Origin of the sequence: Vreelandella aquamarina (assembly GCF_020075495.1) — a bacterium.
In the GTDB taxonomy this organism is placed as follows: Bacteria; Pseudomonadota; Gammaproteobacteria; order Pseudomonadales; family Halomonadaceae; genus Vreelandella; species Vreelandella aquamarina_A.
Genome location: NZ_JABYQT010000003.1, coordinates 30,512 through 54,933, shown reverse-complemented (window position 1 = coordinate 54,933; position 24,422 = coordinate 30,512). Strand labels below are relative to the sequence as shown.

The following is a 24,422-nucleotide window of genomic DNA, read 5'->3' as shown; positions in this document are numbered from 1 at the left end:
CAGCCGCTGCGAGCGTTACGCTCGCCTCATTCGCGCGGTGGGCGCCTTAATTGTTCGTTTTTCAACCCTGGAGGTTTACATGAGCCTGGAACTGTTCAATCAGCTCGAACAGAAAGTCACCGATACGGTGGAAGCGCTGGAAATGATGAAGCTTGAAAACGAAGAGCTGCGTGATGAGAACGCCACGCTCAAGCAGGAGCGCGAGGAGTGGGAGCGCCGCCTGAACGGTCTGTTGAGCAAGTTCGAATCCAGCGACACCGGCAGCAACGCTTAATCCAGCACTCGCGACATCAGTAACGCATCTTCACGCCCGGCGGTTGAAGCGACTGCCGGGTAGTAGCCCTTGCGCAGCCCATCCTGAGTGAAACCGAAGCGTCGATAGAGCGCAATCGCGGCCTGGTTTCCGGCTCGCACCTCGAGCAGTAAACGCTCGCTTTGCCACTCGCTCGCCTTTTTCAACACGGCCTGCATCAATGTACCGCCCACCCCTTGATGACGGCAGCCTGGCAGCACGCCAATGGCCTGAAGCTCCGCCTCGAAAGGCAGCCGCGCCAGCAGGGCGTAACCCACCAGCGTTTCTTGCTGAAAGCACCCCAGCACATAGCCATCGCCGGACGTCAGCGCATCGGCAAGCAGGCGCTCGCTGGCGCCACTCTGCGCCTGGGCTTCAAGCGCCTCCAGCCGGGGGTAATCGCACAGCGAAAGCTCAATCACCATGGGGGCCGTCTTGCCCTGCATCTGCCTGCCACTGCTGGGCCAGGGCGTTCAACATGGGCCAGAGTGCGCGCTTGGCCTTGCCACTTTGCAACAGACGTTCAAGCGTAGGCCCTTGCCATAAGGGCAGCGCCAGGGTCTGGCTATGCGCACCCTGGACATTCAGCACGCGCTGCATATCGGCCAAGCTCTCGTCCTCTGCCTCTGCCCACCAAAGCACACGCTCGAGGGTCCACTGCTTGCGGCTGGCACTGCCGGCAATAAACGCCGAAAGCCCTTCACGAGCCTCTTCGAGCGGCTCATCCACAGCAAAGGCGTTGGCCATGGGCGGCCATTTGAACAGCGTGACCTCCGCCACGTTCTGCTCGATACCTGCCGCAAACAGCAGATTGCCCAACAGGCGCTGCGCCTGAGGCGTCAGCTCGCCAGGGTGCAGGCTCAGCCAACGGTTACCGATACACACGCAGGAGAGCGTAAAGTGCAGCGGCGCGGCTGGAGCCGCCGGTGAAGGGTTGGCGACCGGCTCGGTAGGCGGTTGCGTCTCTAGCGGCGCTGGCGCACTGGGTACTGGCTGACCAAGCAGCGCACGCACCGTCGCGGGGGCGGCCTTTGCAGGCGACTCGGCCTGCAAAGGCGGAGCAGGTTCGGCACGCGGGGCCGGGGTGTCGTCCAGAAGCGCCTGGAGACGCTCACGCGGGGGCGTGGCCGCCGGTGGTGCTTCATCCCACTCACAGGCCTCGGTCGGCCGCGCATTGGGCAGTTGATAGCGCGCCGCCCACCCGGTGATGCCCATGGCATCCAGATAGTGGCGCCTTGCAACTTCCGGTGTCACTGGCCGCCGCCACGGCAGTTGGGCGAGTCTGGTCGCTGTCCCCCCCGCGTCTGCCACTCACTCGGCGTATAGAGGTGCAGCGCCAGAGCGTGTACCGGGCCCGACAGCTCATCGGCCAGCAGGGCGTAAATCTTCTGATGGCGCTTGACCGGCATCAGGCCGTCGAAGCTCTCGCTGACCAGCGTCACCTTGAAATGGGTTTCGGAGTTGGCGGGCACGTTGTGCATATGGCTCTCGTTCTCCACACGCAGCACGTCCGGCGCCAGCGCCGTCAACTTCTGCTCGATCTGTGCTTGCACTGTCATGCAGATTCTCCTCGACATTCAACGTTGTCATTGTACGCGCTTACTTGCCGCCAGACGATGCCCGGCGTTCGACAAGGGCGCGCCTTGCAAGCGGCATTCTGGAAAGACTGGCCAGCAGCGCAAGCCCTGACGTGGCGGCGCCCAGCCACAGCGTGACCTGAACCGCCAGACCAAGGGCCAGGGCCGCGCCGACCAGCGCCACGCCAATCGACTGGCCGACAGTGCGCACGGTGCTCATCACGCCGGAGACATTGGCGCTGCGCTCGGGCGGCAGGCTACTCATCATTTCCCGGTTGTTGGGCGGCTGGAACAAGCCAAAGCCGATACCGCACAGTGCCGTGCGCCACAGGCTTTCAGCGACGCCCATGGATTCATCCACCAGCGCCAGGGCCACCAAGCCCGCAATCAATAACCCAAGCCCGACACTGGATAAGGTGCTTGGATTGATGTGATCGGCAAGCCGCCCGGCCAGCGGCCCCACCAGCATGATGGCGAGCGGCCAGGGGGTAAACAGCCACGCGGTTTCCAGAGGCGTGAAGCCCATCTGCTCCTGATAGAAAAACGACAGTGCCACGAAGGTCAGGCCCTGGCCGATAAACGCAAGCCCCGAGGCGGAAACGGCCAGGGTAAAGCGTTTTTCGCCGAATACGCTAAGCGGCAGCAGCGGATAGGGCGCGCGACGCTGGCGAGCAATGAAGCCTGCGCTGCTTGCCACGCAAAGCACGACCCAGGCGCCCACCTGCCAGAGCGGAGCGGCGTGCCCCACGGCGTCCATGGCCAGAAAGAAACTTGCCAGCATCAGCATAGAAAGCAGCGCACCTGCAACATCGAAGCTTCCCTGGCGGGGCTTGTCCCGGGGCAGCGCGCGGTGGGCAAACCACAGCGAGCAAAGCCCGAGCGGCAGGTTGAGCGCAAACAGCCACGGCCAGTTCACGAAGGATAAAATCACGCCGCTCAGCGTAGGCCCGGCTGCATAGCCGCCCGCCACGACCAAGGCACTCAATCCCAGGGCACTGCCCAGCAGGCGCGATGGAAAGATCGCGCGGTACAGCGATGGCCCGATGGAGAGCGTGGCTGCCGCGCCAAGCCCCTGCAGGGCACGAAACGCCAGCAACACGTCCAGGTTGCGGGAAAGCGCGGCGCCCAGCGCCCCCAGCATGAAGGTAGTCAGCCCGAACAGGTAGATACGCCGGCGGGTAGCAAGCTCGCTGATACCAGCAAACACCAGCAGAAAGGCCGCGCATACCACCTGGAACATGTTGGTGATCCATACCGCCCGCGCGGGGGAGGCGTTCAGGTCGGCGGCGATGGTGGGCAGGGCCAGGTTGATCATGGTGGTATCGACCACCGCCATCAACGTTCCGGTAATCAGGGCCAGCACGGCCAGGGCACGCTTTGGCCCGGGCAGGCCGTCGTCACCAGGACGAGTTTCAAACAGTCGCATGGGTGGGGTGTTCCTGAACGAAACGGCTAACACGTTAAAACCGGCCTGGGCCGGTTTTAACGTGGACTAACCTGACAAGCGCCGAGGCGCCAGGCGTCACTCCTGCTCGTTGTCGAGCAGGAGTGCGTCATCGACATCGGAAATTTCCAGTGCCGTCTCGTCATCAAGGTCGATGGCCAGATAGCTGTGCTCGACGCGCAGAAAGTGCTGAAACAGTGCCCAGTCAAGGGAGTCCGGCCACTGACGCTCGTCCTCTTCCCAGGCGCGCAGCTCGGTTTCAAGGATGTCGACATGCCGGTCACGCACAAAGGTTTCGAGCGCCTCCGGGGTATCCATTTCAGGAATCAGGTAAATGGTACTTTCACGTTCGACGTCGTCCAGGGTCAGGTCGTCGTCTCCCATGGTGGGTTCCAGCGCGTTGATCCAGTCCACGAAGGGCTGGGTCGGCCTGACGCTCAGAGCGGAGCGGTTAAGCAGTTTCATGGGATTCTCCTCGCCGTCGAAACGTTGACCATTATGGGCGCTAAAACGCGCCCTTACCAATTTTTAGTCTACCTCTTTCACGCTAGCACTTTTTCAGACGAGCACGTTTGCACGCGGGCACGTCATTCGACTTCAGGACGCATCGCCGGGAACAGCAGTACGTCACGGATGGAGGCGCTGTCGGTAAACAGCATGACCAGCCGGTCGATACCGATGCCCTCGCCCGCCGTGGGCGGCATGCCGTACTCGAGTGCCCGCACATAGTCGGCATCATAGTACATGGCTTCCAGGTCGCCGGCGTCCTTCTCGGCAGCCTGGGCGCGGAAGCGCTCGGCCTGGTCTTCGGCGTCGTTGAGCTCGGAGAAACCGTTGGCGATTTCGCGTCCGCCGACAAAGAACTCGAAGCGGTCGGTAACGAACGGGTTGGCGTCGTTGCGCCGCGCCAGCGGGCTGACCTCGGCCGGGTATTCGGTAATGAAGGTCGGCTGGTCGAGCTTGTGCTCGGCCACTTCCTCGAAGATTTCCGTCTGGACCTTGCCCAGGCCCCAGCTCTCCTTGACCTTGATGCCCAGCTTCTCGGCCGTCGCGCGCGCCGCTTCAAGGCTATCCAGATCGGCCTCAGTGATGCCGTCGCCGTGTACCAGAATCGACTGCTTGAGCGTCAGGCGCTTGAACGGCTGGCCGAAGTCGTAGCTTGCCCCCTGATACTCAAGCGTCGTGGTGCCCAGCACTTCCTCGGCGGCGGTGCGCAGCATCGCCTCGGTCATGTCCATCAGGTCATTGTAATCAGCGTAGGCCCAGTAGAACTCGACCATGGTGAATTCAGGGTTGTGGCGCGTGGAAAGCCCTTCGTTGCGGAAGTTGCGGTTGATCTCGAAGACCTTCTCGAAACCACCCACCACCAGGCGCTTGAGGTAAAGCTCCGGGGCAATGCGCAGGTACATGTCCATGCCCAGCGCGTTGTGATGGGTCACGAACGGACGCGCCGTGGCCCCGCCGGGGATCGGCTGAAGCATGGGCGTTTCCACTTCCATGAAGCCGCGCTTCTCGAAAAAGCGCCGCATGGAGCCGATCACCGCCGCCCGGATCTCGAACGCCTTGCGCGCCTGGGGGTTCATGATCAGGTCCACGTAGCGCTGGCGATAGCGCGCCTCCTGGTCGGTCAGGCCGTGAAACTTGTCCGGAAGCGGGCGCAGGCTCTTGGTCAGAAGCTCCGCCTCGACCATCATCACGTACAGATCGCCCTTGCCGGATTTATGCACCGGGCCGCGGGCGGCCACGATATCGCCGATATCCCAGCCCTTGACGTCGTCGAGCACGGCTTCGGGCAGGCCTTTCTTGTCCACGTAGAGCTGGATCTGGCCGGCCACGTCCTGAATCACGATGAACGGGCCACGCTTTCGCATGATCCGTCCGGCCACCGAGGCGTGGTGGTCAAGCGCCTCGAGTTCGGCCTTGTCCTTGTCGCCGAACTGCTCCTGCAGCTCGACGGTCAGGCTATCGCGGCGAAAGTCGTTCGGGAAAGCGCTCTTGCCCTGCTCTGCTGCCCGCTCACGACGCGCGGCAAGTTTGGCACGACGTTCGGCGATAAGATGGTTTTCGTTGTCCGGAGAAGACACGTCTTGATTGGCCATGGGGCACCCTGTTGCTGTTCGAACGCTAAAAGATTACAGACCCTGCTTGAGGCTGGCGACGATGAACTGGTCCAGATCGCCGTCGAGCACCTTGTCGCAGTTGCTGGACTGAACGCCGGTACGCAGATCCTTGATACGCTGGTCATCGAGCACGTAGGAGCGAATCTGGCTGCCCCAGCCGATATCGGCCTTGGAGTCTTCCGCTTCCTGCTTGGCGGCGTTGCGCTTTTGTATCTCGTGCTCCCAGAGCTTCGCCTTCAGCTGCTTCATGGCGAAATCCCGGTTGGCGTGCTGGCTCCGCTGGTTCTGGCAGGCCACGACGATGCCGGTGGGCTCGTGGGTGATCCGTACCGCCGAGTCGGTGGTGTTGACGTGCTGACCGCCGGCACCGCTGGAGCGGTAGGTATCCACGCGCAGGTCGGAGGGGTTGATCTCGACCTCGAAGCTGTCGTCGATTTCAGGCGACAGAAACACCGAGGCAAACGAGGTGTGACGACGGCCGCCGGAGTCGAACGGGCTCTTGCGTACCAGGCGGTGAACGCCGGTTTCGGTGCGCAGCCAGCCAAAGGCGTGATCGCCCTGAACATGGATCGACGCCGACTTGATGCCCGCCACTTCACCAGCGGACACCTCGATGATTTCGGCCTTGAAGCCGTGGCTTTCTGCCCAGCGCAGGTACATGCGCAGCAGAATATTGGCCCAGTCCTGGGCTTCGGTGCCGCCGGAGCCGGACTGGATATCCAGATAGGCGTTGTTTTCGTCCATTTCGCCGGAGAACATGCGGCGAAACTCGAGCTTCTCGAGGGAGGCCTGCATGCCGTCGAGCTCGCGCTTCACTTCCTCGACCGTATCCTCGTCCTCTTCCATCTCGGCGAGTTCCAGAAGGTCCCGGCTATCGCCGAGGCCCTGGTCCAGCTCGTCGATGGTGGCCACGATAGCCTCGAGGGAGGAGCGCTCACGGCCCAGTTTCTGGGCGTAGTCCGGGTCGTTCCAGACATTCGGGTCTTCAAGCTCGCGGGAGACTTCTTCTAGCCGATCCTTCTTCTCGGCATAGTCAAAGATACCCCCTAAGAACGTCTGTCCGCTCAGACAGGTCCTTGATCTGGTTGTGAATCGGGTTGGTTTCCAACATGGGTCGCCCTAGCCTTGGTCAGTGCCGCACGGTTCAAAAGAGAGACGCGCCGCTGAGGTGACAAGGCTTGATGACCAAGCCCGTACCCCAGCGGCGAAATTCCAGACGCGTATTGTAACGAAACCCCGCGCTTCTCGCACGCATCCAGCGCGCAGCTCCAATGCATGAACCCGGCTTCTGCCGGGTTCATGGGGATCATGAGATCAACGTGGGTGAGCTTTTCGAAACGCTCAGGGCGGGCCTAGAAACGGTAGGTCAGCTGGGCACCAAAGCCGTGGGCTTCGTTCTTGTAGTCAGCCGAGTAGGTGGCGCCACCGACCGGGCGACCGCCGGTGGCCGGGCTGGCCAGCAGGTCGCTGCGCTCCTGCTCGATCGAGGTGCTGCGCTCGGTCAGGTAGGAGTAGGCAAAATCGAGCGTCAAGTCAGGGGTCGGGCTCCAGCCGGCGCCGATCGAGAAGATGCGGCGGTCGTCGGACGGAATCCGCACGCTGCGGTGCTCATCATTGGTCGGCGTGTAATCCAGAGTAACGCCAGCGCGCAGGGCAAGCGCGGGGGTCAATTGATACTCGCCGCCGGTCGCGAATGCCCAGGCGTTGGAGTACTCCTGCTGCTCGTCGGTAATATTGCCCAGCTGATCACCGATCACGCGGATTTCATCGAAGTGGCTCCAGCGTACCCAGGAAGTACCGAACATCAGCTTCAAGCGATCGGTCATCTGCTGGGTCAGCGAGAAGTTGACCGTCTCCGGCGTGGTCAGCTTGAGGCTCGCGCTATCGTCGGCGCGCACTACGTTACCCGCCGGGTCGCGCGCCACGAAGCTGCCTTCCAGGGTGTAATCAACCTTGGAGCGGTAGGTCAGGCCGAACGTGGTTTCCGGCACGGGCTGATAGATCACCCCGAGGTTATAGCCCCACGCATCGTCATCGCCTTCGACCCGCGAATCGATATCCGTGGCGGGATTGAAGCCGGCGCCGGAAGGAATTTGACGGCGCAGCTCGCCATCCACCTTGTTGTAGGTAACGCCAGCACCCACGGCCCACTGATCGTTCAGTCGATAGGAGACCGTCGGCTGGGCGGAAACCACCTTGACCTCGGTATAGTCGCCAAAGTAACGCCCCTGGAAGTCGTTTTCATACTCGGTCTTGGAACCAAACGGCGCGTAAACCCCGAAACCAAAGGCCAGGCGGTCCGTTACCGGCTGGGCGTAAAAGGCGAACGGCACCAGCGTACCGGGCACCATGTCGCCCTCGTTCCCGCCCGGAATGCCACCGACCGGTACTTGCACGCCAGCGGGCGCGCCGCCTGTCGCCACTCCTGCATCCAGCGTACGATTCGCCTGGACATTGTCGATGTCCGTATTGACGTTCAGATAGGTGCCGCCCACGGTTACCTGAGCACGATCGAGAAACGACATGCCCGCCGGGTTACCGTAAACGATGGTGGCATCATGCACGTTGGAGCTGCGGCCCGCGTGCCCGTACCCCTGGCCGCTGACGCTCTGCTCGTTGACCTGATAGCCACCGGCATTGGCCGTACTGGCGCCTACTGTTGCAAAGACAGCTGCCGAAACCGCCGCTGCCAGAGTGAGCTTGTTGAATTTATTATTCATGGTCAGCCTCTTGTCCCGTTGATCCCGCGGATAGGTGTATCCGCCGTCGATTTTTTATCTCACGATCCCACCCTGCAGTTTTCGCCCAATGTGGCCCGGGGTTCAAGAGGCAAACGAGCGTTTTATTTTATTTTCTGCTTATACATTAGTCGCACGAGCGTTTTAACGCATTGTTTTGATCGTATTAAGTCTTTTTTGGCCATTGCCTCGCTTGACCTATGTGTAACCCATAGGTTTTACACTGAGGGCATTGCAGACGGCCCTACGGGAGAGCGCGATGAAAGTCAGTGAACTTGCCAGACGCGGCGGTGTGACCGCAGAGACAGTGCGTCATTATACCCGCGAGGGGCTGCTCTCCCCGGCGCGCCATCCGGATAACGGCTACCAACTCTTTACGAGCGCGGATCTCGAGCGGCTGCATTTCATACAACGGGCGCGCAAGCTCGGCTTCAGCGTTGGCGAAATACGCGACATCCTGCTGCATGCCGACCACGGTGACTCACCCTGCCCGCTGGTGCGCGACCTGCTGGCCACGCGGCTGCCACAGATCCGTGCGCGTATCGAAGAGCTTGAAGCCCTGGCCCAGCGCATGGAACAGGCGCTCGAAAGCTGGCAGCACATGCCTGACGGCACGCCGGACGGGCACAGCCTGTGCCGCCTGATCGAAAGCTTTCCCGATGACGCATCGCCCAAGGAGGTGTCATGAGTACCGCCCACGCACCCCGTCATCTCATTGCACGCACCGTCACCGGCATGAACTGCCAGGGCTGCGTCAAGCGCATGCGCGAGGCCATTCAGGCAGACGACCCGACGGCCGAGGTCACCGGCACTCCCGCCGAAAAACGCCTTGAGGTGATCACTTCGTTGAATGAGGCGGCGCTGGATGAGGCGCTGGTCAGAGCGGGTTACCCGGCGGCTGGCGCCAACGCAGCGCCAGCGACGCCAGACGAATCCACCACGCAGCCGCCAAGCCCAGCACCCGCCGCCAGCGCACCATCTATGCGCCTGGCCATCAGCGGCATGACCTGCGCGGGCTGTGTCAAAAGCGTCCAGAGCGCTCTGGAGCAGACTCAAGGCGTGGAAGCGGCCAGCGTCAACTTCGCCACTCACATCGCCCAGGTATCGGGCAGCGCCGAACAGCAGGCGCTGATCGACGCCGTGGCTTTCGCCGGTTACCGCGCCGAGCCGATCATGGACATGCGTGAAGCCGAGCGCGTGCGCGCCGAGCAGGACGCCATTACTTACCGCAAACGCCTTCGGGGCAGCGCCGCCGCGCTGGCGCTTGCCGTACCGCTGATGCTCAGCATGTTTATCTATCACCCGCACCCGATGGGCACAGGGCGGCTTTACTGGCTGGCAGTGGGCCTTCTTGCGCTTGGCGTGCTGGCCTTTCCGGGGCGCCACTTCTTCGTCAACGCCTGGCAGAGTCTGAAGCGCCACCAGGCCAACATGGATACGCTGGTGGCCATAGGTACGGGCACCGCCTGGCTCTACTCCATGGCGGTGGTGGCGTTTGCCCCCTGGCTGCCGGAGACGGCTCAGGGTATCTATTTCGAAGCCTCGGCCATGGTGATCGGACTTGTCCTGCTGGGCAACGCCCTGGAGCTTCGCGCCCGGGGGCGCACCAGCAATGCGCTGAAACGCTTGCTCGACCTGCAAAGCCGTACGGCACGGGTCATCCGTGACGGCATCGAGCAGGAGATCGACGTGGACGAGGTACACGCAGGTGACCATATCCGTGTACGCCCCGGCGAGCGCCTTCCCGTGGATGGCGAGGTGACCGAGGGCCAGAGCCATATCGATGAGTCCATGCTGACCGGCGAACCGCTGGCCGTGCGCAAGCAGACGGGCGACGAGGTCAGTGCCGGCACCGTGAATGGCAAAGGCGGGCTTGTCTACCGCGCCACCCGCGTCGGCAGCGACACTCGCCTTGGGCAGATTACCGAGCAGGTGGCCAGTGCCCAGAACTCGCGCCCACCGATCGGCGAGCTGGCCGACAGGGTATCCGGCATCTTCGTGCCCGCGGTGATGATCATTGCAGTTCTGGCGGCCCTGGTGTGGTTCAACGTCGGCCCCGAGCCTCGGGTCATTCATATGCTGGTCGCCGCGACCACCGTGCTGATCATCGCCTGCCCCTGCGCGCTGGGCCTGGCGACGCCGATTTCCACCATGATCGGCGTGGGCAAGGCGGCCGAGCACGGCGTACTGGTGAGAAGCGGCGAGGCGCTGCAGCGTGCCAGCAGGCTCACCACGCTGGTGGTGGACAAGACCGGCACGCTCACCGAAGGCAAGCCTCGCGTTACCGATGAACACCTGTTTGGAGAGAGCCAGGCCAGCGTTCTGGGCTGGGTACACGCGCTGGAGCGCGGCTCTGAACACCCACTGGCAGCAGCCCTGATGACCTACGCTGAAGCGCAAGGCGTCGCCCCGGCCGAGATCAAGGCGTTCGAAAGCGTGACCGGCGGCGGCGTCAAAGCCAGGACTCGCGACGACAAGACGCTGCTGCTGGGCAACGCCCGCCTGCTCGAAGACGCAGGAGTGGACCTGGGTGCGGCGATGGAAGGAGCAAAGGCACTGGAGGAGCGGGCTCGAAGCCTGGTATACCTGGCCGTGGATGGCCGCTTGGCGGCGCTGTTCGGCATCAGCGACGCGCTGCGCGCGGACGCCGCCGCGGCGGTCAGACGCCTGCAGGCAGATGGCCTGAACGTGATCATGCTGACCGGCGACAACGCGCGTACCGCCGCCGCCATTGCCCGTGAGGTGGGTATTACCACGCTCAAGGCGGGGCTGACGCCGGATGACAAGCACGCGGAGGTCGAGCGTCTGCAGACGGCGGGAGACGTCGTCGGCATGGTGGGTGATGGCATCAACGACGCCCCGGCCCTGGCCCGCGCCGACGTCGGTTTTGCCATTGGCCAAGGAACCGATATCGCCATCGAGAGCGCGGGCATGACGCTGATGCGCGGCTCGCTGCACGGGGTAGCGTCAGCGATCGAGATAAGCCGCGCCACGCTTGCCAATATCAAGCAGAACCTGGCAGGCGCCTTTGGCTACAACGTGCTGTGCATCCCCATCGCTGCCGGGCTTCTATACCCGCTAACCGGCATGCTGCTGTCACCGATCATCGCCGGGGTTGCCATGTCGCTCTCCTCCATCACCGTGGTCAGCAATGCCAACCGCCTGCGGTTATGGAAACCTGCCCAACGGGAGAAAACCCCATGAGCCTGCTGGTGAACGTGGCCGGACTTGGCCTGATCGCACTGATCGTCTGGTGGTTCTGGCTGAGCTAGCTTACGCCAATATAGCGCCCCGGCTTGTGGTTGAGCGCAATGATCAGATTGAGCGTGAGCGCCCCCAGCACCGAGTAGCCGACTCGGTCGAGCGGTAGCTGGGTGAGCGCGAGCAGCAGGATCAGCCCGTCGATGCCCAGCTGTACGTAGCCGGCGCGCAGGCCGTGACGATCCTGCAGGTAGAGCGCCAGGATGTTGATGCCGCCAAGGCTCGTGCGATGCCGAAACAGCATCAGCATGCCAATGCCCATCAGCGCCCCACCCATCAGCGCCGCATACAGCGACGGCACGCGCTCGAAGACGACCCAGCCCTGGGTCAGCTCGGAAAACAGCGACACCAGCCCAATCGCCACGAAGGTGCGCAGCGTGAAGCTGATTCCCATGCGCTTGATCGCCAGGTAGTAAAACGGCAGGTTGATGGCAAAGAACCAGAAGCCGAAACTCCACTGCGTCACGTAATTGAGCAGCAGCGCCAGCCCCGCGGTGCTGCCGGTCAACAACACCGCCTGGGTATAGAAGGTGACGCCGAGGGCGACAAACAGCGTGCCCAGCAGCATGGCCATTACGTCTTCGTAGGGGCGATGCCGATCCTTGGGTAACTCTTCCACACGCATGACGTGTCCTTACTCGGGTTATTGAGCCTGTCGCGCGCCTGGTCAGACGGCGCTGGCATGCTCGATCATCAGTTGCAGCGACTCACGCCCCCGCCAGCGGTTGCGATTGAGCTTGTAGGCGCAGTGCAGCGTATCACCGATGGCGAAGGCGGGCAGCTCGCCCGGCGTCAGGGCGCGAAACCAGATCGCCTTGCAGGTCATGGCGCCCATGGAGAGCTCGAGCATCAGGTGCGCACCATCGGCGCCCACCGGACGCAGCGCCTCCACGATGAAGCGCCCCTCGAACAGCGGCGGATCGAACTCCCGCCCGTAAGGGCCGAGCGCGTCGATCTCCTCAAGCGTGGTCAGCGAGAGCTGTGCGCTAGAGAGTTCGCCGTCGGTCCACAGGCGCGGGTAGAGCTCGCGGCCGTCAAGCTGCTCGGCAACCGCGGCGAGAAACGCCTGCTTGAACGTATCGAGCTGCTCGCGGGGTACGCCCACACCCGCTGCCCCACCGTGCCCGCCAAAGCGCGGCAACGCCTCGGGCGCCAGCTCGAAGGTGCGCTGCAGGGCATCACGCAGGTGCACCCCGTCAATCGAGCGGCCCGAGCCGGTCAGCATGTTGGGCGCGGCGGCACGGGTGAGCACCAGCGCGGGTCGACCGTAGGCCTGCACCAGACGTGACGCCACGATGCCCTGAACGCCAGGATGTCCATCTTCCAGCAGCACTACCACGGCAGGCTCATCGGCCGTCAGCGCCCCGGCGGCAAGCGAGCGCGCCTCTTCAGCCATGTCGGCTTCGATCGCCTTGCGCGACTGATTGTCCTGGTCGAGCACTTCCAGCTGGCGATTGGCGACACCATCGCTTTCGGCCAGCATGAAGTGCAGCGCGGCGTATGGGTCATCGAGGCGCGAGCGCGCGTTGATGCGCGGCCCCATCTGAAAGGCGAGCGTTTCGGCATTGAACGGCACGCTGTCTGCGCCGAGCCGCGCCGCCATGGCCCGCCAGCAGGCAGCGTCCATACGGTTGATCAAGGTCAGCCCGTAGCTCACCACGGCGCGGTTGGCGGGGCTTGCCCCCAGCGACACGCAGTCCGCCACGGTACCCAGCGCCACATAAGAGAGCCAGGGTGAAAGCTTGGGGGTTGCTTCGGGCAGCACGCCCCACTCCACCAGCACGCCACGCGCCAATGACATCACAAGCCAGGCCACCATGCACCCGGCAATGGTCTTGTCCGGATAGTCGCAGTCCGGGCGGGTCGGGTTCACACAGGCGTACGCCGACGCCGGCGGGCCTTCCAGCGGCAGCGCGTGGTGATCACTGACCACCACATCGATACCCGCCGCTTTCAGGCGCGCAATACGCGGCTCATCGGAACTGCCGCAGTCAGCGGTAATCACCAGGGAAGGCAGCGGCTTGAGCGACAGCGTACGCTCGACCAGCGGCAGGCTGATGCCGTAACCGTCGTGAATCCGGTGGCCAATCAGGCTGTGCAACCTGTGCTCGGGCACGCCAAACAGCTCCACCAGCGTGCGCCGGATCACCACGTGGGAGGTAATACCGTCCACATCGTAATCGGTCAGGATGCCAATGGACTCCCCTTCGGCCACCGCCTGGGCAATCCGCTCGGCAGCGCGGCGGCCATCGGCAAGCTTCTCCGGGTGGGCCAGATAACGCAGGCTGGGACTTACCAGCGGGGCGAGCTCATCCTGATAGCCCGGCAGTCGCGAGGCCAGAAGCCTCGCCTGCAGCTCACTCAAGCCTTCTGACTGGGCACGCGCATAGACCGCCTCGTCCAGGGGACGAGGCTCCAGTCTTGGCTGGGTGGCCCGTTGAGGCATCGCATTTCGAGTAACAGCAAGCAAGGCGACTATCCCGGGTTAACGGCGGTTGTCCGCAACGAACTGCTGAACAGCGCTCAGCTCGGCGGGCAGCACCGTATAGCGCTCTTCACGCTCCAGCAGATCATCCATGTGGGTAGGCAGCGGTACGCCCTGGAAACCGGCCTTCACCACGGCTTCGGCGAACTTGGCCGGATGCGCGGTCGCCAGCGTGATCATCGGCGTGGTCTGATCTGCGCGAGCGCGCTCGGCTGCCCGGTAGCCGGTTGCCGTATGCGGGTCGAGCATCTCGCCGGTGCGGTGGTGCGCTTCGCGAATGACTTCCAGGATGGTCGCGTCATCCACACTGTGGCTTGCGAACTTCTCACGCAGCCTTTCAAGCGGCGCATCCGCAAGCGCGGTGGGCTCCTGCTGAAAGCGCTCCAGAAGGGCAGCCACGGCGGCACCGTCACGCTCGTAGGCATCGAACAGCAAACGCTCGAAGTTCGACGACACCACGATATCCATGGAGGGCGCAAGCGTGGCCTCGAGCTCCTTTTTCGAGAAGTCGTTGGCGGCGAGGGTGCGGTGGAGAATGTCGTTGGCGTTGGTGGCAATGATGAACTGCTTGACCGGCAGCCCCATCTTGTACGCCATGTAGCCGGCAAAGACGTTGCCGAAGTTGGCCGACGGCACGCAGAAGCTGACCTCGCGGTGCGGCGCACCGAGCGCGACGCCGGCGGCCACGTAATAGACGATCTGGGCCATGATGCGCGCCCAGTTGATCGAGTTGACCGCGACCAGGCGCGTGCCGTTCAGGAAATTCTGATCGGCGAAGCTTGCCTTGACCATGGCCTGGGCGTCGTCGAAATTGCCTTCGATGGCGATGTTGAAGACGTTGTCGGCCAGCACCGAGGTCATCTGACGCCGCTGCACCTCGGATACCCGCTGATGCGGATGCAGAATGAAGATATCCAGGTTGTCACAGTGACGGCAGCCCTCGATCGCCGCCGAGCCGGTGTCGCCGGAGGTCGCGCCCATGATCACCGCGCGCTCGCCGCGCTTTTTCAGAAAGTGATCGAGCAGGCGCCCCAGAAGTTGCAGCGCCACGTCCTTGAACGCCAGCGTCGGGCCGTGGAACTGCTCGAGCAAAAAGTGGTTGGCGTCGAGCTGCTTGAGCGGCACCACCGCATCGTGGGTGAAGGTGGCGTAGGCCTCGGTCACGAGGGTGCGGAAGGTGTCGTCGTCGATCTCGCCATTGACGAACGGCTTCATCACCCGAAAGGCGATCTCGGCATAGGAGAGCCCGGCCATCTCGGCCAGGTCCTCTTTGGAAAGCGCAGGAATCTCTTCGGGCACGTAAAGACCGCCGTCGCTGGCCATGCCGGTCAATACCACTTCTTCAAACGAGAGCGCGGGCGCCTGCCCACGCGTGCTGATATAGCGCATCTGGGTTACTCCCCCTCGTCCAGGCTTTCCACGCGAATGCGCGTGACAGGCCCGGCGATATCGGCCATGGCTTCGATTTCACGAATGGCTTCGTTCATCTGCTTCTCCTTGGTGCGGTGAGTCAGCAGGATGATCGGCACCAGCTCGCCTTCGGTCGCTTCTTTCTGGATCAGCGCTTCGATGGAGATGCCCTGCTCGGCCAGGATGGTCGCCACGCGTGCCAGCACGCCGGGGCGGTCCACCGCCAGCAGGCGCAGGTAGTAGGCCGTGGTAATGTCTTCCATCGGCATGATCGGCAGTTGGCTGACATCTTCGTCGATGCCGCTGAACGCCAGGTAAGGTACGCGGTAGTGATGGTCGGTGGAAATATCACGGGCCACGTCGAGCAGATCCGCCACCACGGCAGACGCGGTGGGTTCGGCACCGGCACCAGCGCCGTAGTAGAGCGTCGGGCCGACGGCATCTCCCATGACGGCGATGGCGTTCTTCACGCCGTGCACGTTGGCCAGCAGACGCTCCTTGGGAATCAGGGTGGGGTGAACGCGCAGTTCAAGGCCCTGGTCGGTACGCTTGGAAATGCCCAGGTGCTTGATGATGTAGCCCAGGTTGTCGGCCTGCTCCACGTCTTCGGCGGTAATCCGCGAGATACCTTCGGTAAAGGCTTTCTCGAACTGCAGCGGCACACCGTAGGCAATCGAGGCCAGGATGGTCAGCTTGTGGGCGGCGTCGATACCTTCAACGTCAAAGGTGGGATCGGCTTCGGCGTAACCCAGCGCCTGGGCTTCGGCAAGCACGTCCTCAAAGGCCCGGCCTTCGTCACGCATATGGGTCAGGATAAAGTTGCCGGTGCCGTTGATGATGCCCGCTACCCACTCGATACGGTTGGCGCCCAGACCCTCGCGCAGCGACTTGATGACCGGGATACCGCCAGCGACTGCCGCCTCGAAGGCCACGATCACGCCCTTCTCATGGGCGGCCTTGAAGATCTCGTTGCCGTGCACCGCAATCAACGCCTTGTTGGCAGTGACCACATGCTTGCCGTTGGCAATCGCGGTCAGTACCAGCTCACGCGCCAGCTCATAGCCGCCGATCAATTCGACCAGCACGTCCACGTCAGGGTTGGTGGCCACGTCAAACACGTCGGTGGTGGCATTGATACCGGTAATGTCGCAATCGGGGTGAATGCTGCGGTGGGCGACCTGCTCGATCACAATGGGACGGCCTGCACGGCGTGCAATATCGTCAGCGTTACGCGTCAACACGTTGAAGGTGCCGCCACCTACCGTACCTAGCCCGCAAATGCCTACTCTTACCGGTTTCAAAATACATCCCCTTTCGTGGTGGGCGCGTTTCGCGCCCGGTCTTGAATTCAGTGTTCCAGCGTCACCGCCCAGGCGGTAATGTCTATCGATTGGCACTTGTTTAGCGTGCCTTGTCGGGTCGCGCTTACGCGTCGCCCAAGCCTAACATGGCAGCCAGCCTTTCTGGCGGTACATAACCCGGCACCAGCTGGCCGTCGGGCAGAATGATCGCGGGCGTACCCTGAACGCCCAGCGCCATGCCCAGATTATACTGCTCGGCGACCGGGTTATCGCAATCTGCCGGACCGGACAGCGGCTGGCGCTGCTGGGCACGGGTCATGGCTTCGCTGCGGTTGTCGGAGCACCACGCCTGCTGCATCGACCTTGCGGCATCACTCTCGATACCCGCTCGCGGAAATGCCAGGTAGTGTACCGCAATCCCGCGCTCGTTAAGCTCGGGCACGGCTTCATGCAGCCGCTCACAGTAAGGGCAGGTAGGATCGGTGAACACCACGACGGTCGCCTTGGGTTCATCCACTCCGCGGTAAACCACGCGCTCGGACTCCGGTACGTTGGCAAGTGCCGCCACGCGCTCCTGGTTCTTGGCCTGCTCGGTCAGGTTGACCAGGCCGGTCGAAGTATTCTCGAAAAGGTCGCCCACCAGAAAGTGGCTGCCGTCGGCATTGGAGTAGAACGACTCGCCGCTTTCCAGGCGCACGTGGTAGATACCCTCCATCGGCGTGGCGCTCACCTGCTCCACCGGCATTGACCGGCCGTTGACGCTGAGCGACTCGCGCAACTGGTCTGCCGTGGTGTCTGCCTGAGCGGCGAAAGGCAGGATGCTGGCGACGGCCAGGGTGAGTAAGGCAGAGCGTAAAGCGGGAGTAACCGTACGTTGACGCATTCTTTCTTCAACCTCGCGGATGATGTTCAGCATGCAGATTTTCCAAGCGCGCTTGGGCAACATGCGTATAAATTTGGGTCGTGGATAGATCGCTATGGCCTAACAGCAGCTGTACGACCCGTAAATTGGCCCCATGATTCAATAAATGTGTCGCAAACGCATGGCGAAGCGTGTGTGGCGACAGCGGACGTGAAATGCCGGCGGTGATGGCATGGGCCTTTATACGGTGCCAGAAGGTCTGCCGGGTCATGGCCTTGTCACTGCGGCCCGGGAACAGCGCAGGCCTGGTCGGGTCGCTCATCAGCGCCACGCGCGCCGTGGCCATGTAGTGGGCCAGCCAGTCGGCAGCTTCTTCGCCCATGGGCACCAGACGGTCCTTGTCGCCCTTGCCGCGCACGCGTACCACGTTCTGGCGCAGATTGACCGCGTCGCCGGTCAACGAGACCAGCTCCGAGACACGCAGCCCGCAGGCGTACAGCAGCTCCAGCATGGTGCGGTCGCGCACGCCAAGCGGTGTATCGGTATCCGGTGCCAGCAAGAGACGTTCGACCTCGTCCTCGTCCAGCGTATTGGGCAGCCCGGGCGTTACCCGCGGCAGCTTCACCTCGGCCAGCGGGTCGCTTTTCACATGGCCCTGCAGGCGCGCCCAACGGTAGAAGCTGCGCAGTGTGGACAACAGCCGGGCATTGCTGCGCAGCTGATAGCCCTGCTCGCGGCGCACATCGAACCAGGCAGCCAGTCGCTCGGGTGCCGGAGTGAGCAGATCCTCGCCATGGCCCTCCAGATGCTGCTGCCAGGCGGCGAGATCGCGCCGATAGGCCGCTAACGTATGATCACTGGCACCCTGTTCAAGCCACAGGGCGTCTAAAAAAGCATCCATCATGCTCATACGTTAACCGTCTCAGGATAGTGTCAATCGTCTTGAAATAGTTTCTAGACGCATAAACAAAACCCCGCCCCGCAAAGCGGTGACGGGGTCCTGGTATCCGGGCACCACGCGCATACAGCGCTGCGCAGGCCCGCGAAAAGTGACGCTTAGGCCAGCTTTTCCTTGATACGCGCAGACTTGCCGCTACGCTCACGCAGGTAGTACAGCTTGGCCTGACGCACGTCACCACGACGCTTGACTTCGATAGAGTCAACCAGCGGGCTGTAGGTCTGGAAGGTACGCTCGACGCCTACACCGTGAGAAATCTTGCGCACGGTGAAAGCGGAGTTCAGGCCACGGTTACGCTTGCCGATCACCACACCTTCGAAGGCCTGCAGACGCTCGCGGGTGCCTTCCTTGACCTTTACCTGGACGACGATGGTGTCGCCCGGAGCAAAGGCAGGAATTTCCTTGCTCATCTGCTCGTTTTCGATCGCCTGGATCACCTTGTTCTTGCTGCTCATCTTCATGCTCCTAAATAACGTAATGGCTTGCCACGCAGTTGTGGAAGGGGCAAACCGTGATCCCGGCGCTCGAAACGAGCTTCGCGGGAGTCGTTATGGGTGACGCAGGTGCGTCTTGCGCCCTGCACCGCCGCCCTGGGCTACCCGTCAGCCTGGGCGTGTTCCTCGATGAACTCGTTCAAAAGCCGCTGCTGCTCGGTATCGAGCGTACGCCCTTTCAGAAGGTCCGGGCGGCGCTGCCACGTGCGGCCCAGCGACTGCTTCAAGCGCCAGCGCTTGATGGCGGCGTGATTGCCGCTTAACAGCACGTCCGGCACGCGCTTCCCGTCGATCACTTCCGGACGGGTATAGTGCGGGCAGTCCAGCAGACCGTCGTTGAACGAGTCTTCGATAGCGGAGTCCTGATGCCCGAGTACGCCGGGTACCAGCCTTGCCGCCGCGTCGATCAGTACCATGGCAGGCAGCTCACCGCCACTGAGCACATAGTCGCCAATCGACCATTCTTCATCGATGTCACTCTCCACCACGCGCTCATCGATACCTTCATAGCGTCCGGCAACCACCACCAGGGGGCCTGCCGCCGCCAGTGCCTGCGCGCCTTTTTGATCCAGCTTGCGCCCCTGGGGCGAAAGGTAGATCACGGTCGGCACAAGGCCGGTGGCCTGATGTGCACGCTCGCGGGCGTCACGGATTGCATGGCGTAGCGTATCGACTTTCATCAGCATGCCCGGGCCACCGCCGTAAGGGCGGTCATCCACGCTGCGATGGCGGTCGGTGGCGTAATCTCGCGGATTCCAGAACTCCAGTGAAATACGCTGTTTCTCGACTGCCCGACCCACTACGCCTTGCTGCGTCAGGGCATCGAACATTTCGGGAAACAACGATACCACGCCGATCCACATGGCGGGCGCATCCCCGTTACTGCCAGTTCCCGGTGCTTGCGCATCGCAGGAGATGTCACTGTTCAAAACTCAGAATCCCAGTCAACGACCATGCGGCCATTTTCAAGGCTGATGTCGACAATCACATCATCAGGCAGAAACGGCAGCAGCCGCTCGCGCTTGTCGATCGCGTTCTCGTCGCCGCGAACCACCATGACATCGTTGGCGCCGGTTTCAAACAGGTAGCTTACCCGTCCCAACCGCTCGCCGGCTTGAGTGAAAACCGCCAGGCCTTCAAGCTCATGCCAGTAATACTCATCGGCGTCGAGTTCGGGCAGTGCACTCTTGGGCAAAACGATATCCGCCTGGGCCAGTGCTTCGGCCGCATCGCGGTCATCCACGCCTTTCAACTGCACCACAAGGCCCTTGCCCTGCCGACGTCCCTGAACAATGGGCATGGGCGTCAGGGTTTCTCCCTTGCGCACCCACCATTCGGGGTAGTCCAGAATGCTGTCCATGGGGTTGGTGTAGGAATACACCTTGAGCCAACCTTTCACCCCGTACGGGCTAGTCAGCTTGCCTAACACCACATGCGTGTCGTCCGTATGGCTTGTTTCTAAACGCGTCATCGACGACCTCGACTTACAACATCAGACTCTGGTGAACAGACTTACGCCTGCTTACGTGCTTCTTTGACCAGCTCGGCAACGCGACCAGACAGCTGGGCGCCCTGGCTCTGCCAGTGAGTAACACGCTCGAGATCAACGCGCAGACGCTCTTCCTGACCACGGGCAACCGGGTTGAAGAAGCCGATACGCTCGATGAAACGGCCGTCACGGGCGTTACGCGAGTCGGTAACGGTCAGGTGGTAAAAGGGACGCTTCTTGGCGCCACCACGTGCCAAACGAATGGTAACCATACGATAACTATCCTTCGGTTGAGGTTACGAGAGTGGGAAATGGCGCACATCGCCATCAGAACACTCATCATGCTGTTTTCTGGGTACTTCTATCGCTTGCAGGCAAGCCATGGAGAAGTACTTCAAGCGCTTCAAGGGTGGATATCACGGCGATGGCTGTACACAGATCGCCAACACCCACGCATGAAGAGGCCGCATTCTACGCAAATGTGCCCGGCTTGGAAAGCCTGACAGCCAGAAAACTCACAATACGTCAACCGCCGCGGCACGCGGATATACGCCGGTCTTTCGCCACCGATGCTAGGCACTGATGCGTTCGATGAGCGCAACATCCACTCTCACCACCTGAGCCGCCAGCCCCGGGGTCTGCAGCCGGGCGTTCAGCAGGCGAAGTGCCGCTTGTGCCGTCTCATTCACCGGGTTGCGTATCGTGGTAAGCGCACAGCGCCCCAGAGCCGCGGCGGGTATGTCGTCGAACCCGGTCACCGCCAGTGCGTCCGGCACATGAATGCCGCGCTGGGCGGCAGCGTCCAGCACGCCGAGCGCCATGGCGTCGTTGGCACACAGGATGGCGTCCAGGTCGAGTCCGGCATCCAGCAGCCATCCGCCCTCTTCCACGCCGCTTGCCTGCGAGAAGTCTCCCCGCCGCCGGGCCGTGAGCGTCAAGCCGTGGTCCAAAAGCGCGGCTTCGAGCGCCTGGTCACGCTCCTGGTCTGAAAAGGTGTCCGGCGTGCCGCCCAGCCAGGCGAGTCGCCGACGCCCCTGCCCGGCCAAGCGGGCAGCGAGCAGGCGCATGCCTTCTCTATTGTCGCAGCACACCGCATCGATACCGCCCTGGTCGAGCACCCGGCCGATCAGCACCAGCGGCGCGCCTGAGGCGCGACACCTGTCAGCAATTTCCCGGCTGACCGACCCGGCGGCAACGATGGCGCCGTCCACCTGATAGGCCAGGGCGTGATCGAGCATCTCGGTCAGATTGGCGCCTTCGACCGCCAAGAGCAGCGGCTGATAGCCGTGCGCACTCAGCGCCTTGACCAGATGCTCCAGAAGCCACGCCTCGTAAGGCCTGGATATCTCCCCCACCACCACCGCGATCAGCCCGGTGCGCTGACCGGTCAGCCCACGGGCGATCAGGTTGGGCCGATAGCCAAGTGTCTGAGCCACGCGGTGCACGTGCTCACGCTTTCGCACCGAGATCGAGGCGCCGGGCGTGAACGCGCGCGACACCATGGCCCGTGACACTCCAGCGGCGCGAGCCACGTCATCCGCCGTTACCCGCATGGGCATCGCTTATCTGCCTTGAAGGGTTCAAGCATCGTCGCGCGCTCTTTTAGCTTGATAAGGCTGCCATCCTAGCACTCCTTCTGTGTTCAAGAAGTGTTTTTGGAAGTGTTCTTGGAAGTGTCTTGAGCGTACATCAAAACGTCATCCAGGCGCTCTAGGATACGCCCATGCGCATTTTTGCACGCGCTTTCAAAACGACCTTATCCCATGGAGCCCGCCTATGAGCACCGAAGCGCTGACCCTGACTGATGTGACGGTGGATCTGGGCCGGCAGCGTATCCTGGATGGCATCCGTCTTGACGTGGCACCGGGAAGTTTCACCTGCCTGCTCGGGCCGTCGGGATGCGGCAAGACCACACTGCTGCGCGCGATTGCCGGCTTCACACCGCTGCGAGGCGGCGAGATTCGCCTGGGTAGCCGTACCCTGACCCACCTGCCGCCGGAGAAGCGCGAGACGGCAATGGTGTTTCAGTCCTACGCGCTCTGGCCGCACATGAGCGTAGCGGAGAACCTCGGCTACCCGCTGAAGCTTCGTGGCGTCGCGCGCGCCGAGCGGGCGCGCAAGGTGGCAAAGACACTGGAGCGCCTGGAGCTTGCCGGCTTCGAGGAGCGTGCGGTCACAGAGCTCTCCGGCGGGCAGCGCCAGCGAATCGCGCTGGGGCGTGCCCTGATCATCGACCCGCCGCTTCTGCTGCTCGACGAGCCACTTTCCAACCTGGATGCCGCCATTCGGCGCAGCCTGCGCAGTGAGCTGCGCCGCCTGCAGAAGTCGCTGGGGATCACCACCATCATGGTGACCCATGACCAGGAAGAGGCCCTGCAGATGGCCGACCAGATCGTGCTGATGCGTTCGGGCAAGATGGTCCAGGTCGCCGCCCCGCAAGCCTTGTATGAGCAGCCGGCCGATCTTGGCGCGGCGCGTTTTCTCGGTGTCGACAACACCGTTACCCGCCATGCGCAGGATCCCGTGGTGGCCAGTCAGGCGGTCACTTTCGGTTTTCGCACCCGCGATGCGCGCATCAACGAACCCGTGCGCCCGGCAGCGCTTACCCGCAAGGGTCGCGTTATCGAGTGCGTGTATACCGGCGACGGCTACCACGTCTCGATCGACACCGTCGATGCCGAACTCTTCGCCACCTCCGCGACATCGGTTGCACCGGGTACCTTTGCCGTTCTCCAGGTGCCCGAATCGGCCCTGATTCCTTTCGGGCCGGATGACCGGCACCTGCCGCCACTTGATCGACACGAGGATATTGCATGAAACCCCTAGCCCTTGCCCTTGGCCTGCTGACCAGCGCCATTGCCGCCCCGGCCATGGCCACCACAACGCTCAACGTGTTCACGGCGGGCGATGACAACATGGTCGAGTACATCAACGAGTTTCTCGCCCCGCGCTTTGAGGCCGCCCATCCGGACGTACGCGTTCGCGCCCTGGGCACCGGCCCCGGTGATGCCGGCAGCCAGGCCATCTACGAAACCCTGAGCGCCCAGCGTGAAAACGCCACCTGGGGCGTGGACGTGGCGGTCATTCACCAGCGCATGGCCGGGCAGATGGCCGAAGAGGCCCTGCTGAGCCGCTATGTGGATGATCTGCCGACAGGCGCGCTTGCCAGCGCCGGGAGTGCGCGCAATGCGCTGGGCATCGATGTGGAAGGCTATGTGATGCCCATGTTCCAGAGCCAGATTGCCATCGCCTATAACCCGGCGCTGCTCGAACAGCCGCCCCAGAGCTATCAGGCGCTGGCCGAGTGGGTCGAGGAGCATCCGGGGCAGTTTGGTTACAACGGCATTACCGGCGGCATGGCGGGCGTGGGTTTCGTGTTCGGCTGGATGTACGCCTTCACCGACATGATGGACACGCTGCAGAACGGCCCCTGGGAAGAGGGCGCCCCCGAGCACTGGGCGCAGGCACTCGATCAACTGCGCACCTTCAACCAGCACGTCACCCTGACGCCCGGCAATGCCGGCACCATGGACGCCATGAACCGTGGCGAGATCGCCATGGGGCCGGTGTGGATGGACATGTACTACACCTGGATGGCCGATGGCCGCTTGAACCCTGACTTTCGCCTGCTGCTGCTGGAGCCCGGCATGCCGGGTCAGCCGATGTACTACGTGATTCCCGAGCGCGCCGAACACGCCGAGCTTGCTGCCGAGTTCATCGCCCTTGCCACCAGCCCCGAGGTTCAGGCAGAAGGCATCGTCGGCCGGTTCAACTGGTTCCCCGGCATCGACGCCGAGCACGTGCGCGATGAACTGAGCGACGCACAGTGGGCACAGCTCTACTCGGACGTGACGCCGGAGACGCTGGCCGAGCGCGGTTTGTCCATGCCCCAGGCCGACTACTTCCGCGCCATTCTGGAAGCCTACGAGCGCCATGTCAGCCACTAGGTGACAAGGCACCACCCGCGATGCTCCATTCGGGAGGGCCTTGC

General features: G+C 62.9%; 24 protein-coding genes. 5 read left to right on the top strand and 19 right to left on the bottom strand.

The features are described 5' to 3' along the window. The first annotated feature begins 79 nt into the window (after nt 1-79). Nucleotides 80-274 carry a cell division protein ZapB gene (locus tag HW452_RS05680; RefSeq protein WP_224105136.1) on the top strand — a complete coding sequence of 65 codons (195 nt, stop codon included), beginning with the start codon at nt 80-82 and terminating at the stop codon, nt 272-274. On the opposite strand, the gene rimI is transcribed toward HW452_RS05680, so the two are convergent. The 8 genes from rimI to HW452_RS05640 form a co-directional block, all read right to left on the bottom strand. After that, entirely contained in the window at nt 271-717 is a 447-nt protein-coding gene (rimI, locus tag HW452_RS05675) for a ribosomal protein S18-alanine N-acetyltransferase (protein WP_224105135.1), read from the bottom strand. The genes HW452_RS05680 and rimI overlap by 4 nt on opposite strands. After that, nucleotides 707-1,546 carry a hypothetical protein gene (locus HW452_RS05670; protein ID WP_224105134.1) on the bottom strand — a complete coding sequence of 280 codons (840 nt, stop codon included), beginning with the start codon at nt 1,544-1,546 and terminating at the stop codon, nt 707-709. The genes rimI and HW452_RS05670 overlap by 11 nt, the downstream gene beginning before the upstream one ends. Beyond that, nucleotides 1,543-1,851 (bottom strand): BolA family protein, encoded by a 309-nt coding sequence (locus HW452_RS05665; protein ID WP_224105133.1) that lies wholly within the window; start codon nt 1,849-1,851, stop codon nt 1,543-1,545. The genes HW452_RS05670 and HW452_RS05665 overlap by 4 nt, the downstream gene beginning before the upstream one ends. A 40-nt stretch (nt 1,852-1,891) precedes the next feature. Further along, nucleotides 1,892-3,295, bottom strand: a complete 1,404-nt coding sequence (locus tag HW452_RS05660; protein ID WP_224105132.1) for an MFS transporter — start codon at nt 3,293-3,295, stop codon at nt 1,892-1,894. Between the two features lie 96 nt (nt 3,296-3,391). Beyond that, nucleotides 3,392-3,778, bottom strand: coding sequence for a hypothetical protein (locus HW452_RS05655; protein ID WP_224105131.1), 387 nt, complete (start codon nt 3,776-3,778; stop codon nt 3,392-3,394). 122 nt (nt 3,779-3,900) lie between these two features. Beyond that, the gene (gene lysS, locus HW452_RS05650) at nt 3,901-5,412 is read right to left on the bottom strand and encodes a lysine--tRNA ligase (protein WP_224105130.1); all 1,512 of its coding nucleotides are present in this window, start codon (nt 5,410-5,412) and stop codon (nt 3,901-3,903) included. Nucleotides 5,413-5,445: 33 nt separating this feature from the next. Next, nucleotides 5,446-6,544, bottom strand: a protein-coding gene (prfB, locus tag HW452_RS05645) for a peptide chain release factor 2 (protein ID WP_340162675.1) whose coding sequence is annotated in 2 segments (ribosomal slippage) — nt 5,446-6,468 and nt 6,470-6,544 — 1,098 coding nt in all. Because the reading frame shifts where the segments join, the coding sequence is not laid out codon by codon here. A 241-nt stretch (nt 6,545-6,785) separates the two neighbouring features. Next, nucleotides 6,786-8,153 carry an OmpP1/FadL family transporter gene (locus HW452_RS05640; protein ID WP_224105129.1) on the bottom strand — a complete coding sequence of 456 codons (1,368 nt, stop codon included), beginning with the start codon at nt 8,151-8,153 and terminating at the stop codon, nt 6,786-6,788. A gap of 277 nt (nt 8,154-8,430) precedes the next feature. Between HW452_RS05640 and HW452_RS05635 the strand changes: the two genes are divergently transcribed. Together HW452_RS05635 and HW452_RS05630 are read left to right on the top strand one after the other, a co-directional pair. After that, on the top strand, nt 8,431-8,859 hold the full coding sequence (locus HW452_RS05635) for a MerR family transcriptional regulator (protein ID WP_224105128.1): 429 nt from the start codon (nt 8,431-8,433) through the stop codon (nt 8,857-8,859). After that, a complete protein-coding gene (locus HW452_RS05630) occupies nt 8,856-11,375 on the top strand; it encodes a heavy metal translocating P-type ATPase (protein ID WP_224105127.1) in 2,520 nt (839 codons plus the stop codon). The genes HW452_RS05635 and HW452_RS05630 overlap by 4 nt, the downstream gene beginning before the upstream one ends. A gap of 64 nt (nt 11,376-11,439) precedes the next feature. Here HW452_RS05630 and HW452_RS05625 read toward each other — a convergent pair whose 3' ends face one another. The 11 genes from HW452_RS05625 to HW452_RS05575 form a co-directional block, all read right to left on the bottom strand. Beyond that, a complete protein-coding gene (locus HW452_RS05625; RefSeq protein ID WP_224105126.1) occupies nt 11,440-12,057 on the bottom strand; it encodes a YitT family protein in 618 nt (205 codons plus the stop codon). A gap of 42 nt (nt 12,058-12,099) precedes the next feature. Beyond that, nucleotides 12,100-13,878, bottom strand: a complete 1,779-nt coding sequence (locus tag HW452_RS05620) for a single-stranded-DNA-specific exonuclease RecJ (RefSeq protein WP_224105125.1) — start codon at nt 13,876-13,878, stop codon at nt 12,100-12,102. A 39-nt stretch (nt 13,879-13,917) separates the two neighbouring features. Further along, nucleotides 13,918-15,306 carry a threonine synthase gene (gene thrC, locus HW452_RS05615; protein WP_224105124.1) on the bottom strand — a complete coding sequence of 463 codons (1,389 nt, stop codon included), beginning with the start codon at nt 15,304-15,306 and terminating at the stop codon, nt 13,918-13,920. 5 nt (nt 15,307-15,311) lie between these two features. After that, a complete protein-coding gene (locus HW452_RS05610) occupies nt 15,312-16,628 on the bottom strand; it encodes a homoserine dehydrogenase (RefSeq protein ID WP_224105123.1) in 1,317 nt (438 codons plus the stop codon). A gap of 124 nt (nt 16,629-16,752) precedes the next feature. Next, nucleotides 16,753-17,544 (bottom strand): DsbC family protein, encoded by a 792-nt coding sequence (locus HW452_RS05605; protein ID WP_224105122.1) that lies wholly within the window; start codon nt 17,542-17,544, stop codon nt 16,753-16,755. Next, the gene (gene xerD, locus HW452_RS05600; RefSeq protein WP_224105121.1) at nt 17,519-18,400 is read right to left on the bottom strand and encodes a site-specific tyrosine recombinase XerD; all 882 of its coding nucleotides are present in this window, start codon (nt 18,398-18,400) and stop codon (nt 17,519-17,521) included. The genes HW452_RS05605 and xerD overlap by 26 nt, the downstream gene beginning before the upstream one ends. A gap of 146 nt (nt 18,401-18,546) precedes the next feature. Beyond that, entirely contained in the window at nt 18,547-18,903 is a 357-nt protein-coding gene (gene rplS / locus HW452_RS05595) for a 50S ribosomal protein L19 (protein WP_224105120.1), read from the bottom strand. Between the two features lie 140 nt (nt 18,904-19,043). Further along, on the bottom strand, nt 19,044-19,805 hold the full coding sequence (trmD, locus tag HW452_RS05590) for a tRNA (guanosine(37)-N1)-methyltransferase TrmD (protein WP_224105485.1): 762 nt from the start codon (nt 19,803-19,805) through the stop codon (nt 19,044-19,046). Nucleotides 19,806-19,867: 62 nt separating this feature from the next. Beyond that, entirely contained in the window at nt 19,868-20,413 is a 546-nt protein-coding gene (gene rimM, locus HW452_RS05585) for a ribosome maturation factor RimM (protein ID WP_224105119.1), read from the bottom strand. A 41-nt stretch (nt 20,414-20,454) separates the two neighbouring features. Then, the gene (gene rpsP / locus HW452_RS05580; RefSeq protein WP_009724081.1) at nt 20,455-20,703 is read right to left on the bottom strand and encodes a 30S ribosomal protein S16; all 249 of its coding nucleotides are present in this window, start codon (nt 20,701-20,703) and stop codon (nt 20,455-20,457) included. A gap of 300 nt (nt 20,704-21,003) precedes the next feature. Then, on the bottom strand, nt 21,004-21,990 hold the full coding sequence (locus tag HW452_RS05575) for a LacI family DNA-binding transcriptional regulator (protein ID WP_224105118.1): 987 nt from the start codon (nt 21,988-21,990) through the stop codon (nt 21,004-21,006). Between the two features lie 217 nt (nt 21,991-22,207). Here HW452_RS05575 and HW452_RS05570 point away from each other — a divergent pair, with 217 nt between their 5' ends. Further along, nucleotides 22,208-23,248: an ABC transporter ATP-binding protein gene (locus HW452_RS05570; RefSeq protein ID WP_224105117.1), complete on the top strand. Its 1,041-nt coding sequence runs from the start codon at nt 22,208-22,210 to the stop codon at nt 23,246-23,248. Further along, a complete protein-coding gene (locus HW452_RS05565) occupies nt 23,245-24,378 on the top strand; it encodes an extracellular solute-binding protein (protein WP_224105116.1) in 1,134 nt (377 codons plus the stop codon). Before HW452_RS05570 ends, HW452_RS05565 begins: the two co-directional genes overlap by 4 nt. Nucleotides 24,379-24,422 lie beyond the last annotated feature (44 nt).

Coding starts and splice junctions, on each gene's coding strand:
- HW452_RS05680 (WP_224105136.1), top strand. CDS start 80: ATGAGCCTGGAACTGTTCAATCAGCTCGAACAGAAAGTCACCGATACG.
- rimI (WP_224105135.1), bottom strand. CDS start 717: ATGGTGATTGAGCTTTCGCTGTGCGATTACCCCCGGCTGGAGGCGCTT.
- HW452_RS05665 (WP_224105133.1), bottom strand. CDS start 1,851: ATGACAGTGCAAGCACAGATCGAGCAGAAGTTGACGGCGCTGGCGCCG.
- HW452_RS05660 (WP_224105132.1), bottom strand. CDS start 3,295: ATGCGACTGTTTGAAACTCGTCCTGGTGACGACGGCCTGCCCGGGCCA.
- HW452_RS05655 (WP_224105131.1), bottom strand. CDS start 3,778: ATGAAACTGCTTAACCGCTCCGCTCTGAGCGTCAGGCCGACCCAGCCC.
- lysS (WP_224105130.1), bottom strand. CDS start 5,412: ATGGCCAATCAAGACGTGTCTTCTCCGGACAACGAAAACCATCTTATC.
- HW452_RS05640 (WP_224105129.1), bottom strand. CDS start 8,153: ATGAATAATAAATTCAACAAGCTCACTCTGGCAGCGGCGGTTTCGGCA.
- HW452_RS05635 (WP_224105128.1), top strand. CDS start 8,431: ATGAAAGTCAGTGAACTTGCCAGACGCGGCGGTGTGACCGCAGAGACA.
- HW452_RS05630 (WP_224105127.1), top strand. CDS start 8,856: ATGAGTACCGCCCACGCACCCCGTCATCTCATTGCACGCACCGTCACC.
- HW452_RS05625 (WP_224105126.1), bottom strand. CDS start 12,057: ATGCGTGTGGAAGAGTTACCCAAGGATCGGCATCGCCCCTACGAAGAC.
- HW452_RS05620 (WP_224105125.1), bottom strand. CDS start 13,878: ATGCCTCAACGGGCCACCCAGCCAAGACTGGAGCCTCGTCCCCTGGAC.
- thrC (WP_224105124.1), bottom strand. CDS start 15,306: ATGCGCTATATCAGCACGCGTGGGCAGGCGCCCGCGCTCTCGTTTGAA.
- HW452_RS05605 (WP_224105122.1), bottom strand. CDS start 17,544: ATGCTGAACATCATCCGCGAGGTTGAAGAAAGAATGCGTCAACGTACG.
- xerD (WP_224105121.1), bottom strand. CDS start 18,400: ATGAGCATGATGGATGCTTTTTTAGACGCCCTGTGGCTTGAACAGGGT.
- rplS (WP_224105120.1), bottom strand. CDS start 18,903: ATGAGCAGCAAGAACAAGGTGATCCAGGCGATCGAAAACGAGCAGATG.
- trmD (WP_224105485.1), bottom strand. CDS start 19,805: ATGTGGATCGGCGTGGTATCGTTGTTTCCCGAAATGTTCGATGCCCTG.
- rimM (WP_224105119.1), bottom strand. CDS start 20,413: ATGACGCGTTTAGAAACAAGCCATACGGACGACACGCATGTGGTGTTA.
- rpsP (WP_009724081.1), bottom strand. CDS start 20,703: ATGGTTACCATTCGTTTGGCACGTGGTGGCGCCAAGAAGCGTCCCTTT.
- HW452_RS05575 (WP_224105118.1), bottom strand. CDS start 21,990: ATGCCCATGCGGGTAACGGCGGATGACGTGGCTCGCGCCGCTGGAGTG.
- HW452_RS05570 (WP_224105117.1), top strand. CDS start 22,208: ATGAGCACCGAAGCGCTGACCCTGACTGATGTGACGGTGGATCTGGGC.
- HW452_RS05565 (WP_224105116.1), top strand. CDS start 23,245: ATGAAACCCCTAGCCCTTGCCCTTGGCCTGCTGACCAGCGCCATTGCC.